This window comes from Coleofasciculus sp. G2-EDA-02 (assembly GCF_040226375.1).
Taxonomy (GTDB): Bacteria; Cyanobacteriota; Cyanobacteriia; order Cyanobacteriales; family Coleofasciculaceae; genus Coleofasciculus.
Genome location: NZ_JAVKEW010000196.1, coordinates 1 through 18101 on the forward strand (window position 1 = coordinate 1; position 18101 = coordinate 18101).

An 18101-nucleotide genomic window follows, 5' to 3' on the forward strand; every position below is an offset into this window, starting at 1 on the left:
CTACACGGCGCGTGTCATAGGCAGATACATAAAACCAAGTTAAACTTGCTTGAAGTAAGGCTTGAGCCGGATGAGTGCGAAAGTCTCATGTCCGGTTCTTAGGGGAGGGAACAGAGGTGACTCTCAAACCTTACCCGACCCTTGTGGGATGAAGATTACAGGGGTGTTGGGGTTAGATGGGAGGAGATCAGAGATGGGTTCAATTAGGAGTTGATGCAGTTGCCGTAAGGGTTCATTGATGTATCGGATGGGTTGAGAAGTGTTTTGGGTGGTTGTTGGTGTAGCGCCGCGTAGTGTCTCTTCTTTAACACCCAAGGATTCACGAGATTGGCTAACTAAGTCTGACAGTGAGATGTTTTGTTCCTGTCTTAAGGGTTGCAGGTGGACTGGGCGAAACGTAAGTTCACCAGTAGGTTTGATGACCCAAATAAAGAGGTGGTCTAGATTAATAATCGAATATTCAACGATTGTGGCTTTTTGTTCTTGGGCAATCTGTTGAATTCGCCCAAGATTGAGTGGATCAATAGTCTCTTTTGGAGACAACTCATCAGTTACCCCTACTGGCTTGGCAGATAAGCGCTCATACAATAATTCTACGAAGGCACGGGCACGACCTCGTTCAGCAATTTCTAGTGCTTCATTGGCTCTGTACTGTAGGACGATAGCTTGTTGTAACAAGCTATAGGTATCCAATTGCGTGTCGAACAGTGACACCTTATGAGCATCCTTTAATCCACCTCTGAGAGATTCTCTAACCTCCATAGCATCACGGAGTTTGTTCTCTGCTTTTGTCAAGTGACCAGAGTTAAGCAGAGCAAATCCTAACTCATTCAGCGCAAATCCCTCTCCTCGGCGATCGCTAATCTCTCTAGCAATGGTCACAGCCTGCTGTTCATATTCAATCGCCTGCGGGTACTGCCTTAGTAAATTGCAAGTCATGCCCAAATTGGCGAGATAGTTAGCTTCCCAAGCGCGAGTTCCAATCTCCTGTGCAATATTCAGGGCTTGCTGATAACGTTCTAGCGCCTCCTTGTATTTTCCTTTAGCTCTGTAAACCATACCTAAACCGCTCAGGGAACAAGCTTTCCCAAACAAGCTATCAAGTTCCTGGTAAATAGTCAGAGATTGATTAAAGTACTTAATCGCCTCATCGTACTTCCCTGAGAAATTACAATAAGCAGCAGCTATATTGGCTAAGTTGTTTGCCTCCTCGCAGCGAGCTTCAATCTTACGTGCAATATCTAAAGATTCCTGATAATGAGCCATCGCCTGCTTCTCTTGTCCGATGGCGTAGAAAACCAAACCCAAACTTCCTAAAGCATTAATTTCTTCCTTCTTAAAGTCATTGATTGCTTCAGGTGATAAGAGGAAATTATTATCGACTTTTCTTTCAGTGAGACGAGGAATAATTTCTCTTACTAGGTTAAGTTGCTGCTGATGGTAATCAATCGCCTTGTCGTATCGACCTAAACTGAAGAAGTTATGACCGAGATTACCCAAAGCAGTAGCTGCCGCATGATGATTTTCAAACTCTTGTGCAATTTCTAAGGACTGTTTTTGGCAATCAACTGCTTCGTGGTATTTGCCAAGGGAAGAGTAAGTCTTACCAAGATTGCCCAAACACAGACCTTTCCCCGCTTTCCCTGACTGACCACCAATTTCTCGTGCAATCTCCAAAGATTGCTCATAGCAATCAATCGCCTTCAGATATTCCCCTATAAAGTCGTAAGCGATACCCAAACCCATCAATGCAGCGCCTTCTCCTAGTCGTTTTCCTATCTCCTGGTAGAGAACTAGCGACTGCTGGTAAGACTGCAATGCTGCTTTGAACTGACTAACTTTATATTGTTGCCCCCCCTGCCGGAACAATTGGTCAGCTTCAGCTTCTTTGGGGATCATTGATAAAGAGCTGCCCATCCCCGTAGCAAGTTGAGCGGCGAGATTTCGCAACCAGTTTGTTGAACTGCGATCGCCCCACAGCTCTCGCTGCATCGCTATCTCCATTATCGTCTGCACAAAACCTGCATCTATCAGCTCCCAGTTAGCCCGCAAAATTTCTATTTTTTGATTGGGACAGGTTAGCAGTGCGTTGATTACCCAGTGATAACCTCTTTGGCTTTGGCGTTGTTGGTTCATGGAGATTGTTAGGGGCGTGATATTCAGGCAGTGGAAATGTGTCTGACGGTTGACGTGGCACTTACTTCATCCTTCAGTGCGCCTCGACTTGATTCCAGAAATCTTGTGGATACTTATAGCCCTTCATCTGGAAAGTGCGATCAGTCTCACCCTGTACTTGAATAAATGCATGAAACTTAGCGATCGCGCTTCTCGAATCACCCTCTCAATAACGTTTCCGCCCACCGATTATCTTCCTCAGAAAGTGGCAGTTGTGGCGGCTGAGTATAATCGATCGCCAAATAATACCGCCCTTTTTCGTAAACGCGATCGAGCAACGGTTGTAACTCCAAAATTGGCTCCTCTTCACCCAGCATCAGCGGAATCAGTACAGGGGGAATCGGTTCTCGCAAGCCAAACGCATATAATTCCCCCGTCGGTCGCCTCTCGCCCCGACAAACTAGAATGCGATAATCCCCCAAATTTTCACTTCTAATCGGAAAAGGTTTGCCACCCCGCAACAGATCGATTTCCACCAGATGAGTCGCACTAGCTAAAACTCGATTTCGTTTGCGTTCGTAAGCCAGTCGCCCTTCCCCAGGACGTTTATTCTTGGGAGACAAAAGCTCAATGACAGTAACGACAGTACCCGTCGCCACGTCTCGAATTTCCAGATACCGCTCGTTCACTTCTTCGGCAGCAGGAACTGTCACCTGCTCAGGTTGAACGGGTAATGATACAGTAGCAACCGATGATGTCGGTTCTGCCGTTTTGCCAGTCAGCACCGCCACATCAGGAATGCCAACTAAAACGCTCTGTTCATCGTTACTATAGTAAGTCCGCTTTTCAATTTCGACTCGATAGTTCTCACTGAGACGATCTACCAAGTCATCGGCAATTGCTACAATCAAGCGGTTATGCACCGCTGACCATAGTTCTGAATTTTCCAGATAGGGGTTCATTCCGGGAAATGGCGATCGCATAGAACAACTTCAGTCACTGAGAGACTTATTCCTCATCGTATCGGTTTTGCGGGGGCAGCGACGAGGGTTGCGATAGTGTTAGCGAGGAACGAGCGTCGGCGTTAGCCTAGCGCTGCTGCAAAGCAGATCACATGATTACATTGCGCTAGGTGCGATCGCTTTCTCAGGACAAACACCGGAGTGGCCTCTCTAACTAGCTTGCAAGTAAGAGTTACGGAATCTAGTTTTAGCCATATACCTAGCTTCCTTGACAGTCCATTGCTTGTGAAGAGTCAAATCATCAATACTTTGTAGCCGAACCAAACCCCTATAATCGCCCGTAATTTGAGCAATAATTCTAGCGATCGCCTTACAGCACGAATCCGGATATTTGACAACTTGCAACTCAGAAAACCGAATCACCACCCAATTTCTTTCTAAGAAAAACCGATTGCGCTGACTGTCTTTACCCCTATCCACACAATGATGAGGCTTTCCCGTGCGCCCCTCATAAGGTTCATCAATCTCGATATCTATCGCTAAACCTGTCGGTTGATGAACCAGAATAAAATCAGCCGAGTAACGCAAAGATGTACCGGGTATAGGAAAATCACCCCCCATGCAGAAGTCATGAAAACCAGAAAAATAACGGCATAAGTAAACAAAAAACTGCTTTTCACTTACCCCTTGCTGTACTCCTGCCTTACCCTGACCTGCTGGCGGTTGAACAATCTCTTTCAACAACCTTTTAAGAAGCTTATAGCGTTCCTGCACTAAAGAATTATACTGCTCGATTTCCTTGTATTTCAACCGCAAGCGATGTAATTGATGACTCTCGTATTCAGATAGCTGTTGTTGATACTCAGCCAACCGTTGCTTATAGCGATCACACACTTTAGAATTGGCAAACCGCAGATAGGAAAAAGCCGCCATTGCACTCACTGACGAACACACAAGCGATGACCAGAAAGCCATAACACTCATCCCAGACAGCCACTTAACCAACATTACCACCACAACACTGGCTATCCAAAGCTTAATCACCAGAGAGTAACCCGATTTATTGGAAGCTGGTAGTCGCGGTGGGAAAGGTGGAAGGCTTCCAGGAGTAGCACTTTCTGCCAGAACAGGGATTGGGTTATTCGCGCAGAACTGACGGATAGAATCGGGGACAAGGATAACTGGGTAAAAGCCAGGGGGTTGCCTCATAATTCCACCTCCTGGAAATTAGGTGAATGCTTAAATTGCACCTGTTCTACTGCTATTTGCTCCTTCTTCATCGCCATCAATCTTGCTACCAGTTCAGGCGATGGAGGCGTAGAACGCTCAGTTTCCTTTGCAAAATAAGTGTACCTCTGCTCTTGAGTCCCCTTTTTGTCCGGTTCATACAAAAGTAACTCTTTTCCTTGGGATAAGGCTTTATTGATGGCTTCCTGAGTCCCCCTCGAACCCGCCACTTGCACCACCAGCAACATATCATCTTTGCCAGTAAGCCTGTTGAGCATATCGTCATTGCGCTTGAACAATTGAGCGGGGCTTTTGTAGAACTCGCGGCTGACCAAATGCACATCATCAGTAAGACTCAAAAGTTTGAAATAGCGGTCTTTGTCCTTCTGATTCCATACTCTTTCCTGACCCATACAAGGAACAGAAGCCAATACTTCTATTTGGGGAGTCGCTTTCAATAGCCCCTGGCGCTGTTGTTGGCGAAGCCTCATCGCCTCAATTGCGCCCCACTGGTCAATTCCTGTTGCCATACCCGTTACAAACGTCAGGCGATCGTAATTCAGGGAAAAAGCCGTATCAAAAGCAGTTTTTACCATGTCTCTCAGACTATTTTTAGCCCGTTTTTCCAAATTCGGACACTCCTTAAAATACTTGGCACGACTCCCTGAAAAAGCAACTGTCATTGTCGAATCTGCTTCCTTTTGACGTAGCCGCAACGATGCCCGTTCGTAAGCTTTACTCAAAGCAGAAATAAAAAGGCTGTCTGTTCCCTTGCCTTCCCAAAAACCCCCATTAACTCTATGTTCGCACGTCTCTAACCAAAGACGACCACCTCGCTTGTCAATTTCTGTAATTAGCTCTGGGTACTGATTCAACTTGGCTTCAAGAATAGAAGCCATTAATTTCTCTCGCTTCGAGCCTAGGGGGACATCTTGTTTAAAATACTGATAAGCTTCTTCTGCATCTTTCCAAAACTTACCGCTAAAGAAAACTGGAAATTTATCTTTAATACCGCTCTGTCTCTTGCTAGCCCAATACTCTGCCACTGTTGTTGGGTTAGTCAAGGATGCTCCCAACCAATCGGGTGATTTACTGTAAATGTTTACGGGGGGGAACAATTGGGTTTGCTTGTTCAGATGTTTTTGTTCCTTGAACTTGGCATGAGAAATCTTAATCCGATTATTCGATTGTCTTTCTCTCGCATCACCCAATACCACAGGAGTATCACTGACAACTAAATTAGTAACTTTCTTATAGCGGTTTTCGCTGGCGTGAGGTACATTTTTAGGGATGAAACCCTTACTAGGCAAGCATTGGTTGTACCCCATACTTTCGCAATCTGCTATATTGGACATATTACTACTTGGAACTCCCGATGAATTTATAAGTTCCCGCAGCCACTTTGAAGGAAGACGCATATTATCAGGAATATCCTTTCCTTTCCACAAACGAGCTATCTCTACATGGCTATAACCCGCCCGTCCTGTACCGAAAGGAGTACACAAAAATTCTAACTGAGGATTGCCTTTTGCAAACTCAATTAACTCATCAATTTGTTGACCTATTTCAGCTAAAGATGTTGAACGCTGCCGCTTCCAATCTGACTTTGTTTCGATAGCATAACTGTCGCCCTCGTTCCCTCTATGATACCCCTTCCCCTGACCGTAAACAGCGCGTAACCCCTTAAACCTCTCTCCAGGTTGCAGTCCAAACCCGCGACGCCGAAACAGCGTGTCAAGCTGCCGTTTATAGCTTTCTCCAAACATTTGCAAAGCTACCCCAGCACCGTGATAGCCAACATTACTGCCCCAAACAGGAATTTGGTGAGGACTTAATTTGTTCACGTTAATAAAATCTGGAGCAGCGTGCAAATTGACCATAATAATATACACAAAAACCTATAAACCACTTGAATACGGTCATTACTCGATACCTTACTCAAACAAACCGTAGAGTCCCCTCATACCAACGAATTAAAAACACCTCTACCTAATTCCCGATGATATCCAATTATAAATGGGCTACCGCCCTTGACGGGGTGACAATAACAACTTTGTACGTCAATACTCATGTCTAAAACTCAGCCCAATAGTACACAAAAAACTGCCCTAACCCGTGTTAAATCTACACAGGACAAAATTGTCAGAAAAATCAAATCGATGTTGAAAACCGCGACACCAGAAGAAATTTTGGAAGTATGGAGGCTAATTAAACGACAGGAACTGAAGAGAACCACTCCAAATTTATCTGATGAGCAGATAGAAAGCGTCGTGCATTCACTAATCCTAGAACTCGGCTATGACATCATCACTATCTCAACTACCCCAATACCCACATCGGCATTGCATAAACTCGGAAAGCAGACAGACGAAAGCGTACTGGAGAACTCAGAATCTGATAACGATACTGATGCGGATAACTACAATCTTGAAGACGACGAAGATAACTACTGTGAAGAATTTACTGAGCAGCCTGAAGAGAAAAATTCTCGCCGCAAGCAACGGGTTCCTGCTCTGAGAAACATTGAAACCTTAAGGGCTTCTAACCGAAATGGAAGACATTCTTGAACTTCCATAGATTGAGAACTTTTTTTGTCTGAAAAGATAAACGAGGTGTCGCATAACCGTGTCCAACGAAAAATGTGAAGCTGACAAGCCAATCAAAAATCTCAATACCGATAATAATCCTCCTTTTGTTGAAGGAGTAGACTTCCTATCCGACCCCTTATCACGGACTTCAGAGATGGAAAATCGGGAAGTAGGAGATGGAGATATTAATCTTCAAAATTTGGAAGACGAACCCACACCAGGAACGTTAGCCATACTCGAACACATCGAAATCATTGATGATTATTTTCACAGTTGCGGAAGGTGGTAACTCATGTATTTAGCGAAAAATTCATTAGCCAGATATTCGATACAAGCGGTCGAACTTTGGAATCAATTGGAAGTGGCTGAAACTCCAGAAGAAGAAGATGCTATTCTAAAAGAAATCTGGGGAAATCAGACAGACCAGGAAATTGCTGCTGACACACAAGCTGAGTTAGCCGACCAACTAGATGCTGAAATCTGTGCAGTCAAAGCACGCTAAAAACATCTGGTGCAACTACATACTGAGGCGATTGAACGGCTGGAACGGTGGCGTCACAGTCTAGACAAAACTCTGCTATACTTCCACTCAATGGGAGTAATTTCCCAAGAAATTATGGGGCGATCGCGTCACATCCGACTCAAGGAAAATCCGCCTAGCTGCGAAGTGTTGGTAAATCCTGGCGACTTGCCGACAGAGTATCGGACAGAAAAGGTGGTTGTTACACCAAACAAACGTAAAATCATAGCTGACTGGAAACGAGGCGTTCCTGTAGATGGCACCCGGATTGAGCGTAAACTCAGAGTTGAATACGGAATAGTGCCATCCAATCTGACCTCTACAACCGAGGTGATTTCTAATCGTGCTACTGCACCAAACCCTCAGAAGACTCATTCAACTACAACGCAGAGCAAATCGCAAAATACTGGACGAAAAGAAAAGGCACAGACAAAAAGCATTGATTCTTCCAGAAAGAGAGTGAAAACGCGAGTCGGTTAGTGGAGGATTTTCAGGCTCAAAAAGTGGCATAGTTTTCAATTTAAGCAGATAGCCATCTAATTTTTAAAGGCTATCTGCAACCTCATCTGCTTAAATTAATTGTTGTTTAAGGAATCGAACAGCTTGTAGCGTGTAATTTATAGGATACTTCATCCTGTCGGTGGGCTACCGCCCACTCAGCACCTGATAATCTATGAAATAACACCGCTCAAATGAAATGGTTGACACCAGAAGAGGCAGTTGCTGCTGCTAATCTGTCGATAACGAGCGAGAAGCTAATTGAGTTCACTCTTCAATCAGAAGATGAAGAAACGATAGAGGAGAGATTTCAAAAAGTAGGACTGTTATTTGACCGCGATCGCTGGCAATCACAAAAACCTTACTTAGCCTTACTTTCTTCAACTAAAACTCAAAAATCACTAGCTATTGATTCATCAAATTCTACCACGGAATCCAACTCAATAGATGATGATAATTTGGTAGAGAAAGATGAAGAAAATAATCGTTCTGAAACCACAGAATCCAGCCATCTACAATCCGAACATCAAGAAGAACCTTATATCTTCAAGAAATGTACTGTAGAACTGCACCTAACATTTAAACCCGACGACGGTCATCCAGAAGGACGGGTTGTAATTATCTCAGCAAGCAGCCACGGAGATTTTCCTATTAATGAAAAGACAAGGGAGTCATTCTTAGGAGAATTACCACCACCTCTGAAAGAACTACTGAATGAGCTTGTCGCGGATTTTCCAAACCGACAGGTGCGGCGACAGATTGCTAACGCTCGCAACCAAAAGAAAAGAAGTACCAACCCAAATACAACTAGTAAAAATACTCTGCCTACAACTTCTGCTACAGAAAACAAGAATAGCGGAACGCAACTTACACTGTTCGGTATTTAAGCAACACGCTCACCTTTGAGAGAAAGGATAATGACTTCAAAAAACAAAGTACTCATTTCCTTCGAGGGGCAACAACACCTCGTTGATGAAGAAATAGCCAATGATGATAACGAACTCCGTAAATTACTAACAACGTATTATCCAGACTGTGCTAATGCAGACATCATCAGAAAACCAGGTGAACTGATTACCATAGCCAAACGTAACGGTTCTAAAGGTGCAAGAGAACTCTGAAAATGACCCCTCTAGAATTTCTTATAAACGCACCGGAAGAAGTGAACCCAGCGCTCTCTATGTGCCGGAGACTACAACGCTTAGAACTTTCGGGAGAACTCGATAGCACGACTATGAAAGAAATGGCAAAGGCTATTGAGGTAGCAATCTCAAAAGGAACGGATGACGTAAAAGCAGTTGAGCAAACCAAGGAGCAACTGTTAAACAGTCGTTCTGTAGCTGGGGCAATTCCAGAAGGGTTTTAATATGTCAACTATCTGGAATGCTAAGTCGGCGCTGCAAATCTTGCAACAGTGCCAACCCATCATCGACTTGGAATCAGCAATCGACTACTTGTGGACTAAACTAAACACCTATCAGCTACTGAGCCTTTACCAAGAACTGTTTCCCTTAGAATGGCAAAAAAGTCAATCCGAACTTTACTCAAAAGATAGAAATCACAGTCCGAGAGAAATAGAGTTTATTTCGCTAGTCAGCGAACATTTATTCCCCATTGACGACCTGATTGTAGAGAGCGCTTATGAAGAACGTCTTTACCAAATTCCTGTCTCACCAAAAGGGGTAAACTGGCAAGACCACGAAGAAGGAATTGAAGCATTGCGAATTGGATGGCAGATATTACTCCCGCTTTCGCAGTCAGGTCGATGGTGGTTGGATTTTGTAGAAGGAGATGCCGTGGAATCGTGGTACGAATGCACGTTCGGCTACAGCTTGAAAGACATTGCACATCCCCAAGAAACTGACCTAAAACTTCTCAAAAAATTAGCCCGTCGTGCTGCACCTCCCCTCAGCGATTTGCCCACAGCCTTAGCACTACTCGATTTAGAAACAGGCAATATTTGGCTAGATCAAAGTGTTTGCTGTGAAAGTTACTGGAGTCGGAATTTTGAATCAAGAGCCTGGACAATTAACGAGATTAACTGGCTAACCCATGAATGGAATAAAGCTATTCAGCTACTAGACAAAGCTTACGAATTAATTGACTGGCTTGAATCCAACCCCAACACCAATTTCTCGCACCTATTAGCATTATGGAATCTGACATTTCAGTTGAAATAATCCGGGAGGTACTGGAGGTTGCCCCTCGAAAATTGTCCGTCATTCAAGCTGAACTTCTCTTTATTGAGGGCGGTATTTACATTTTTCACTATCAATCGGGGGATAGTTCCCAGTACAAATGCCTGTCTCCAGCAACTCTCCGAGCAGCTTTTGCAAATACACCCATTGAGTCAGGTTGGATGAACCCAGAATCGGGGATAGTACGTTGGGGAACTGGCAGCACCGGGGAATGGACAGTCAAGTTCGTGCCACCTCAGAAACACGAAATAAATCTTTTGGAATCAAAGCACCTGCTTCCTTTACCAGCAATGGTGTTTTTGGGATTGAAATCTGATTACTGGGTTTGGGCAATTAAAGACTCTAAATTTAACCCGGAAGCAGAAGCTTTTCATGTTCCGTTGCCCAACATTTACTTGCACTCTTACCAACCCTGCGGACGTATCTGCTGGGGAGATAATAAACCGCCTGCTGCTTCACCGAATACGATTACAAAAGCTTGGGAATTGTTCATCTCTAGTCCCTTCAACGGACATTTGAGTGAGGGTAAATCTAGGGTACAACCCAATGACGTGGGCGTGCAGCTAAAAAAAGCGGTAAAACGTTCATCTTACCCCGTTAAAGATTTAATCGGCACGAACCAAACAATTGCCAAATTAGTGGCAGCGATAACTGATGATTGAACCACTGAACCTAAATCCCTACCACCTAGAATTGGTTGATTATAAAATTGTCAAAATTGGTGAAAAACTGCCGCCTCACTCTAGCAGTATATTCGAGTATCTGATTGGAAGTAATGGTATCTTTGCTAGAGCAGTTAGACCGGGGTTAGAAGTGATAATTCCGGTGGAACTCTTTACCGCATCAATCAGAGGATTAGAACCAATCGAACCTTTTTTCCGATTAACTCCCCGACGAATTCCTCAGCAGATTCTTATCCAAATATGGAAAGAGAGTTGTATCGCTACGCTTGCAGAACCACCGTTAGAAATCGCTTTCCACATTCATCATGTTCAAGAACAGTGGCAGCTCGTAATTCCAGAGCAAACGCAAAGTTCAGGTAAATGCAGATCTGCCGAATATGGTTTAAATTCCTCCTACATTAATGCCACTGTGGAGGTACATTCCCACAATCGGATGACGGCTTTCTTCTCTGGTGCAGATGATGCAGATGAAGGGGGGTTCCGCATTTTCGCCGTTTTGGGGAGAGTGACTGAATCGAGCGCTGAGATTATTTGCCGAGTAGGAGTTTATCGGCAGTTCTGGCATATTCCCGCCGCTTGGATATTTGAATTGCCGAGTTTCGTTACAGACATCACAAGCGGTGGAGAAAAAGACGATTGGATTTCTAAATTCTACTCCAGTTCTGTGGCTCCGCCTCTGCTAGATGACCCCCTCAAATTGCCAACAACATTTGGAGAATTACCCCATGTTTAATTATGATTATCTTGAAGCTTCGCCTCTGATTGTCAGACAAACCGATTCGATTGACTTTTGGCTAGTTGGGGCGGGAGGAACGGGTTCGTGGCTGTCGTACCACATTGCACGACTAGCACGGAGTTTGGGCAAGTTGGGGAAAAAGGTGCAATTTGCGATCATAGATCCCGATCGAGTTGAAGAAGCCAACATTAGCAGGCAGGCTTTCTGCGACAAGGAGATTGGACTACCGAAAGCGCAGGCTCTTGCATTGAGATACTCTATAGCTTGGGGAGTGGACACAACGGCTTTCGTGCAGGAATTTGACCCCAAGCTAATCCGAAGAGCCTACGACAAGCTGACAATCTTGGTAGGGTGCGTGGACACAGCAGCCGGGAGAGCGGCAATTAACCAAGCTCTGGAGTTAAACCAATTTTACAGCCGCTCTGAAATTCCTCGCGTGTGGTATTTGGATTGTGGGAACCACGCTGCAGCCGGACAAATCTTGCTGGGTAGTTCTTTGGAAACTGACCCGGAGTTCTATAATTTTGGGGGGCTGGGATGCGCTAGGCTGCCATCTCCGATGCTGCAAGCGCCTGACCTTTTGAAACCGAAACCTGAAGAGTTGACAAATAACCTATCTTGTGCTGAGATGGCGGTGCTGAATGTGCAGAGTGAGAGCGTGAATGTCCGGGTGGCAGCAGAGGCGGCGGATTACCTGTACCGGATGGCAATGGGTAATCTCAAACGGTTTGCTACCTATTTCGACTTGGAGAGTGGGACGGCGCGATCGCTCTATATTACCCAGCAGTCGGTGTGCAGAGTATTGAAATCTTTTCAATTGGAAGCATAATTTTTTACTGTGTATTATTCTTAGGAAGTTCGACCTAGAGACAATCGTGAGACAACCCCTAAGCAAGACCCATTCAGCGTGCCGCTCTCTAATCCAGAAAGCAGTGCGTCGGGGCGATCTTTCTCTCATCAGAAAAGTAGCCTCTCATCTAAACGAGATGGGGGATGGTAATTGGTTAGCAAGACGGACAGCAGTGATTATTTTTGAAGAATGTTGGCCTCTTGGAGCAAAGTTGGATTTAACCGCAGAGTTTACAAACACAGTCAATTCTCTAATTCGTGCTGCACAATCAGTGAAAATGAAAGATGCAACTGGCCTCGGTACTCTAGCATACGCTCTTTCCACAGGTGATAATTCGGTACTGTCTGGTTCTCCCGAAGATCGTCACATTAAGATAGTATCCGAAGCAATCAAAAGGCCCAAGGATTTCTGGGACTGGGTAACTACCAACTGTTTGCAAGAGAGCCAGCGTACCCTTGTTGATGTAGCACAAAAAGCTCACCGTCGCGGGGGTTGGCCGTGGGACAGAGCCTTTATGCAGGCTGCTGCTTATCTCGCCGTTACAGAAGACGTACCTACCGTTTCTACCGCAAAGCAAAAATTAAACGATTTTCCCTTTTGGGTAGCGCTAGATAAACATACACCGCAGGGGAAACAGGCTCTTCGTCAGGCAGCAAAAAGGATTGATGTTTCGAGTAATCAACTATTTTGGGTGAGCTTTTACATTGAGAGTGCGCTTACTAACGAAGCTACCAATTCATTTTGGTGGTCAAAAGAAGTTCATTGGCGGCTGCACCAAGTAGGTTTAGATTTTAATCAAGCTCTTTTTATATGGCATAAAGCACAACCAGTTGTTTCTGAAATACTCAAAGCAGACGCAGAGTGTTTACGTGAGCATATTGAGCCTCCGGCACCAGTGCAATTGAGCCTGTTCGATCCGGCTCACTTTGTCTCGGAGAAAGAAAAACTTATTTTTTCCGAAGAAACACTGAAGGCTCAGCCTCATCCTTTACAGGAAACTAAAAATAGCTTAGAATACGTTCAATTAAAGCTTTTTGAGTAGATATTTGTAGATTTAGCGGGGCAAGCATAATGTTCCAACGTGAGGGGATTAAGGAATTAGTCGAGCTTTTAAAGAATAGGGGTGCATACCTCTATCATGCTTGCCAATTAATAGATTTTCAGTCTTATCTAAAGTTGGGTGGCATTCCCTCACGAGCGCACTTAGAAAGCAATAGCCAGCCCTATACGCCCTTTAAAACTGACCAGAACGATCGCGCCAATGATGACTGGGACAAAGTTTTCGCCAATCTCTCAGACTTTGGCATTACTTTTGCTAAAGGTCGTGATGCTGTACCAAATACTTATGGCCCAATTCTGTGAAAAATCAAACCAGAGGTATTTTACGAAGCAACAGATGTAGCTATCTGTCTGCGCTCGGCAGGAGGAAAGGATTTTGACAGGGAAAAGGAAGCTCTTAAGTCGATCTCAGACGTAGACCGTTTATTTCAGCACCCTGTGGAAGATTCAGCTAAACGCTCCTATGTCAAAAACCGGAAAGAGTTACAAAGAGACTTTACTTCTAATGCCTCTGCTCCAGAAATTAGTTGCACAGTAGCATCTGGTATTTTCCCCTTGCATTATGTGGATTTAGTTCGTGTTGAACCTTACATTATTCAAGGACAGCGTTTAAAAGTCAAAGTAGAGGAAATAAAATCTAACAGTGGCGCAACATTTCGTGTTTTCCAGCGCGATAGTTGTCCAGCGTACACGAATGAACTTTTGAATATTCTGGAAAGGGGAGTTCAATCGCTTCAGGAGTTGTCTGAAAATCCCAATGTTAATCAAGAATTAAGAGCTTGGGCGAAAAGAGTAATAGATCGAGGAATAGCATATCAGTTTAATAATAGCTTTGCTCCATATCTATATCACGGTACGATTTTACCTATTCTCCAAGGGCAACTCTAATAGATGTTTAAATCATCACAATAGGTTATGGATCACATCAAATTGCTGAACCAAGTTAGAAGTAAATCAACTATAAAACTAGCTTTTCAGTATGCCCTAAATGATCGTCTTCATAATGATTCATATTTTAATCATATTGAAATTGAATATGTTCAAAATTTTCAGAATAAAATTATAGAAGAACTACTTCAAGAATTGAAAAAAGCTGATCAATTTACTCCAAGACCTGCTTATGCGTACTACTTGCCCAAAACGAATTTATGCTATCGCCGAATGATCTATATTCCCTTTAAAGATTTAGTGGTCAGATACGCTTTTGTTATTGTATTAGCAAAACATCTAGATAAAAGCCTTTCTCCTCAATGCTTTGCCAATCGAAGGGCTGAGGGGGAACGTTCTAAAAAATATTTACTAGATGATTACTATAAAGTATCTTTAGTCAATTTTCGCCAATGGCAAAAAGAGTGCGCTACGAAATATAGCGTTTTGATTCGTACAGACATTTCATCTTTTTATGACTCTATATCCCACCAATATTTAATCAAAACTTTGGCAAAACAATTATCTATAAAACCTGAAAATGCTTTTTTCCGCCTCTTAGCAAAATTACTTTGTTTAGAAGTGATTTCGTATTCTCACAAAACCAAAACCGTACAAGCACCTAAAACACTTCATCAGGGTTTAACCATTGGCAATAACTTAGAGGGATTTCTAGCAAACTTATACCTAAAAGATATTGATGATGCAATGCAAAGTGCAGGTATTGAGTTTGGAAGATATAATGATGACATGAGAATTTTTGCTGATAATCCACAACTTTCACGACTTTACTTATTGATTCTCCAAGAACAACTGCTTACTAAAGGGCTAAACCTCAATTCAAGTAAAACTAAAATTGCTGAAAACCAAGAACAGATCGAAAAATTGCGAACGAAGGTTTATGATATTTCGCCTTCCTTATACGATCCTTCTGAAGAAAATGAAGCAGGTGGATATATTGAGATTGTATCTAAGACAAATAAAATTCAGCAAAACATAGATCAAGAATCTGATGAGCTTGATAAAGATTTTAATCCTGATCAGCAAATAAAAGAAGATAAAGATGCAAAAAACTTTTGCAAGTTTTTCCGGAAGCTTAAGACCAAAAAAAGATTACCTGTACATATAAAAAAATTAGAAATTATCTTAAATCACTGGCAAGGTAATAGTAAATATGCTTCTTGGCTAATAGTAAATTCTATCTATAATAAAGATATACAGCCTGATACGAAAACGGCTGCGATTGATGCTTTGTTCAATATTTTAAATAGTGTTGAATCATTGTCCTATACTAAATATCGTCTTATTCATAATCTAATTCATTTGAAACCAGATCTCAAAACTCCAGAGTTTCGGGTAATTCATCAGCTAGATGATAGTAAAAAACAAGAACTAAGAACAATTTTATTTAAGCTACTAAAGCAATCAGCATTTGAATTAAACTTGACTTGCTTGTATGCCTTAAGAGTTTTAGGCGCTTCCAGCCAAGATTTAGAACAATATGCACATCAGCAAATTTCTAAACCTTTAGGTTCTCCTATTTTAACTGCTCTAGATTATCTACAAGATTTAGACTGAAGTTCCCCCCAGCTAAAAAATAAAAACTGCCTCACCGTGCGGCTTTCCGCGATTTTTGACGCGCCCTACTTATGTACAATCGCTCTCCACCTTGATGTAGCGTGGGTTTCAATCGATAAGATTGTCTATTGCAAAAATAGCGCGATCGCTAATGATAGCAAGTGCTACTTATGTACGATTTTTGAGAGGCTTGAGCGTTCAAACCATTACGGTATAAGGCTTGACGCTGGGTGCAGTACATCTGTATGGGGGGAACTTCAGTTTAGAGCCTATTCTCACTTGGCAAAGCACAGATACAGAAATGATAACTGACTCTAATAATAGAGAAAAAGAAAACTGATTATGAACAATTTGAAACTGATGAATTTTATTAATTCATCAGGGTGATTCTCCACTGCTAGCAGATTTAATCACCCTGGATAAGTCATCTTAATGAGATGCCTTTGAGTTCCTGAAATAAAGTGGTGGCGTAGGAATCAGTCATACCAGATATATAATCTATAATTTTGAGAATTTTGCTATAAGAGCTTTCACTCTCAGCAGGACAAAACTCTTTTGGTAACATTAGTTTGACCAGCTTACCTTTCTTGCTACTATAAAGAGTGGAGTTTACAAACTCCATAAATAAGTGACCGAGAACTTCATAACCAGCTACTTGAATGCCAACAACTTCTGAATGATTAAAAACTTTATTTCGAGTTTTACTTTGGATACAATTAAGAGTTTTAGCGCAGGAAGTCAGTGAGATAAGGTCTTCGTCAAAGATACCTGCTAGTAATTCTTGTTCGCGCTCAAAAAATATTTTAGCAACTTCCTGGACAAGGTTGTTAATAGCAATAGCACGCAAAAACTTAATTTGTTCTTCTTTAGTATTTGCGTTTTGTTCTACGTCGGGGCGTTTAGCAATCTCATTGAGTAATTTTTTGGCTTTTTTAAAAGAGATGTATCCCATACGATAGCCATCTTCTAAATCGACAATATGATAGCAGATATCATCTGCAGCTTCGACTAGAAAGGCAAGGGGATGCCGTGACCACCACGCCACATCGGGACTACGGCGAATGAGTCCAACTGTATCGGCAACAGTAGCAAATAATTCTTTTTCTGCTTGAAGAAATCCATATTTTTTCGCACTTTTTTTTGAATAACCGTTAAGAATATCTGTTGAAATTAACGATTCTCTAGGGTATTTAGTAAAAGTGGCTAAAGTGGGACAGGTTAGCTGCATTCCCCCAATTCTAGGTTGCATTTCTAATCTCGTAAGGATACGGAACCCTTGAGCATTTCCTTCAAATAAATTGAGGTCTTCTTTTTCTTGATCTGTTAATGTTAATTGTTCTTTAACGGTTTCGTACCAGGACTTAAAACCTGTGCGGATCGCATCTTCTCCGGCATGACCAAAAGGTGGATTGCCGATATCATGGGCAAGGCAGGCGGCAGCAACGATATCTCCAAAGTCGGAAGCGGTGAATTCGTCGAGGTTATGCCTTTTTTTAATTTCATATCCTACTATTGTGCCGAGAGAACGACCTACACAGGAGACTTCTAAGCTATGAATGAGACGGGTGCGGATGTAATCATTCTTAGCTAAAGAGAAAACCTGAGTTTTATCCTTAAGGCGACGGAAGGGAGAGGAGAATACCAATCGGTCATAGTCTCTTTGAAAAGAGGTACGAGCATCTTCAGGTTTTTCTGGTTTATCCTTACCTAGTCTTTGCCTCGTTAGAAGTTTATCCCATTGCATCATTGATTTTATTTATTTAGATATGAAAAAGTTTACAATCTTAGTCCTAAGATATTACCGATGTTGATATATCTTGCTAGGATAACACGAACAGCTAAGACAGTTCAATAAAAGGCAGCTACCGCTGCCCCATTCAACCAAACGCCTAACTTTTCTGCTTGGCGTCCCTTACGCCTAGATTCTATCGATATAGGTAGGATCAGCCTGAATTCGCTCATCGAAGTCCATATTCTCCCATTGTGCGATCGCTCTCCCCGGTCTGTCCATCAAATCCGCAGGAGCGCTACTGGGGCGCACGAATGGGTACTTATCCTCATCTTCCGACGCGATCGCCAATTCCACCAGCTCGGTATCTTCCTCTTCAAACAGATCCGGCTCAACAATTACATCAACCTTTAGTTCCATTTCAATCACCT

21 protein-coding genes are annotated in these 18101 nt (G+C 42.8%); 15 read left to right on the plus strand and 6 right to left on the minus strand.

Translation table 11 applies throughout. From position 1 onward, the window contains the following. Window positions 1–123: 123 nt before the first annotated feature. The 4 genes from RLO19_RS23010 to RLO19_RS23025 all read right to left on the minus strand — a co-directional run bounded on the left by RLO19_RS23010 (window position 124) and on the right by RLO19_RS23025 (window position 6148). Window positions 124–2136, minus strand: coding sequence for a tetratricopeptide repeat protein (locus RLO19_RS23010; protein ID WP_446359736.1), 2013 nt, complete (start codon window positions 2134–2136; stop codon window positions 124–126). A gap of 197 nt (window positions 2137–2333) precedes the next feature. Next, on the minus strand, window positions 2334–3098 hold the full coding sequence (locus RLO19_RS23015) for a DUF4058 family protein (protein WP_446359737.1): 765 nt from the start codon (window positions 3096–3098) through the stop codon (window positions 2334–2336). A gap of 189 nt (window positions 3099–3287) precedes the next feature. Next, entirely contained in the window at window positions 3288–4286 is a 999-nt protein-coding gene (locus tag RLO19_RS23020) for a hypothetical protein (protein WP_446359738.1), read from the minus strand. Next, window positions 4283–6148, minus strand: coding sequence for an A1S_2505 family phage non-structural protein (locus RLO19_RS23025; RefSeq protein WP_446359739.1), 1866 nt, complete (start codon window positions 6146–6148; stop codon window positions 4283–4285). Before RLO19_RS23025 ends, RLO19_RS23020 begins: the two co-directional genes overlap by 4 nt. A gap of 225 nt (window positions 6149–6373) precedes the next feature. Between RLO19_RS23025 and RLO19_RS23030 the strand changes: the two genes are divergently transcribed. The 15 genes from RLO19_RS23030 to RLO19_RS23100 all read left to right on the plus strand — a co-directional run bounded on the left by RLO19_RS23030 (window position 6374) and on the right by RLO19_RS23100 (window position 15941). Next, on the plus strand, window positions 6374–6871 hold the full coding sequence (locus RLO19_RS23030; RefSeq protein ID WP_446359740.1) for a hypothetical protein: 498 nt from the start codon (window positions 6374–6376) through the stop codon (window positions 6869–6871). 58 nt (window positions 6872–6929) lie between these two features. Further along, on the plus strand, window positions 6930–7181 hold the full coding sequence (locus tag RLO19_RS23035) for a hypothetical protein (protein WP_446359741.1): 252 nt from the start codon (window positions 6930–6932) through the stop codon (window positions 7179–7181). Window positions 7182–7184: 3 nt separating this feature from the next. Next, window positions 7185–7394 carry a hypothetical protein gene (locus RLO19_RS23040; RefSeq protein WP_446359742.1) on the plus strand — a complete coding sequence of 70 codons (210 nt, stop codon included), beginning with the start codon at window positions 7185–7187 and terminating at the stop codon, window positions 7392–7394. A gap of 9 nt (window positions 7395–7403) precedes the next feature. Next, complete coding sequence (locus RLO19_RS23045; RefSeq protein WP_446359743.1) at window positions 7404–7892, plus strand: hypothetical protein; 489 nt, start codon at window positions 7404–7406, stop codon at window positions 7890–7892. 212 nt (window positions 7893–8104) lie between these two features. Beyond that, the gene (locus RLO19_RS23050; protein ID WP_446359744.1) at window positions 8105–8797 is read left to right on the plus strand and encodes a hypothetical protein; all 693 of its coding nucleotides are present in this window, start codon (window positions 8105–8107) and stop codon (window positions 8795–8797) included. 30 nt (window positions 8798–8827) lie between these two features. Continuing rightward, on the plus strand, window positions 8828–9031 hold the full coding sequence (locus RLO19_RS23055; protein ID WP_446359745.1) for a hypothetical protein: 204 nt from the start codon (window positions 8828–8830) through the stop codon (window positions 9029–9031). Between the two features lie 2 nt (window positions 9032–9033). Next, on the plus strand, window positions 9034–9276 hold the full coding sequence (locus tag RLO19_RS23060) for a hypothetical protein (RefSeq protein ID WP_446359746.1): 243 nt from the start codon (window positions 9034–9036) through the stop codon (window positions 9274–9276). 1 nt (window position 9277) lies between these two features. Then, on the plus strand, window positions 9278–10090 hold the full coding sequence (locus RLO19_RS23065; protein ID WP_446359747.1) for a hypothetical protein: 813 nt from the start codon (window positions 9278–9280) through the stop codon (window positions 10088–10090). Next, complete coding sequence (locus RLO19_RS23070; RefSeq protein ID WP_446359748.1) at window positions 10063–10770, plus strand: hypothetical protein; 708 nt, start codon at window positions 10063–10065, stop codon at window positions 10768–10770. Before RLO19_RS23065 ends, RLO19_RS23070 begins: the two co-directional genes overlap by 28 nt. Beyond that, window positions 10763–11524 carry a hypothetical protein gene (locus RLO19_RS23075; protein WP_446359749.1) on the plus strand — a complete coding sequence of 254 codons (762 nt, stop codon included), beginning with the start codon at window positions 10763–10765 and terminating at the stop codon, window positions 11522–11524. The genes RLO19_RS23070 and RLO19_RS23075 overlap by 8 nt, the downstream gene beginning before the upstream one ends. Continuing rightward, complete coding sequence (locus tag RLO19_RS23080) at window positions 11517–12356, plus strand: ThiF family adenylyltransferase (protein ID WP_446359750.1); 840 nt, start codon at window positions 11517–11519, stop codon at window positions 12354–12356. Before RLO19_RS23075 ends, RLO19_RS23080 begins: the two co-directional genes overlap by 8 nt. Window positions 12357–12549: 193 nt before the next feature. Continuing rightward, entirely contained in the window at window positions 12550–13419 is an 870-nt protein-coding gene (locus tag RLO19_RS23085; protein WP_446359751.1) for a hypothetical protein, read from the plus strand. A gap of 29 nt (window positions 13420–13448) precedes the next feature. Further along, window positions 13449–13739, plus strand: a complete 291-nt coding sequence (locus RLO19_RS23090; RefSeq protein ID WP_446359752.1) for a hypothetical protein — start codon at window positions 13449–13451, stop codon at window positions 13737–13739. Window positions 13740–13874: 135 nt separating this feature from the next. Beyond that, window positions 13875–14324 (plus strand): hypothetical protein, encoded by a 450-nt coding sequence (locus tag RLO19_RS23095; protein ID WP_446359753.1) that lies wholly within the window; start codon window positions 13875–13877, stop codon window positions 14322–14324. 27 nt (window positions 14325–14351) lie between these two features. Next, window positions 14352–15941, plus strand: a complete 1590-nt coding sequence (locus RLO19_RS23100; RefSeq protein ID WP_446359754.1) for a reverse transcriptase domain-containing protein — start codon at window positions 14352–14354, stop codon at window positions 15939–15941. Between the two features lie 424 nt (window positions 15942–16365). Here RLO19_RS23100 and RLO19_RS23105 read toward each other — a convergent pair whose 3' ends face one another. Both RLO19_RS23105 and RLO19_RS23110 read right to left on the minus strand, forming a co-directional pair. Next, a complete protein-coding gene (locus RLO19_RS23105; protein WP_446359762.1) occupies window positions 16366–17685 on the minus strand; it encodes a deoxyguanosinetriphosphate triphosphohydrolase in 1320 nt (439 codons plus the stop codon). Between the two features lie 174 nt (window positions 17686–17859). Further along, complete coding sequence (locus RLO19_RS23110) at window positions 17860–18090, minus strand: hypothetical protein (RefSeq protein WP_446359755.1); 231 nt, start codon at window positions 18088–18090, stop codon at window positions 17860–17862. Window positions 18091–18101: the final 11 nt, after the last annotated feature.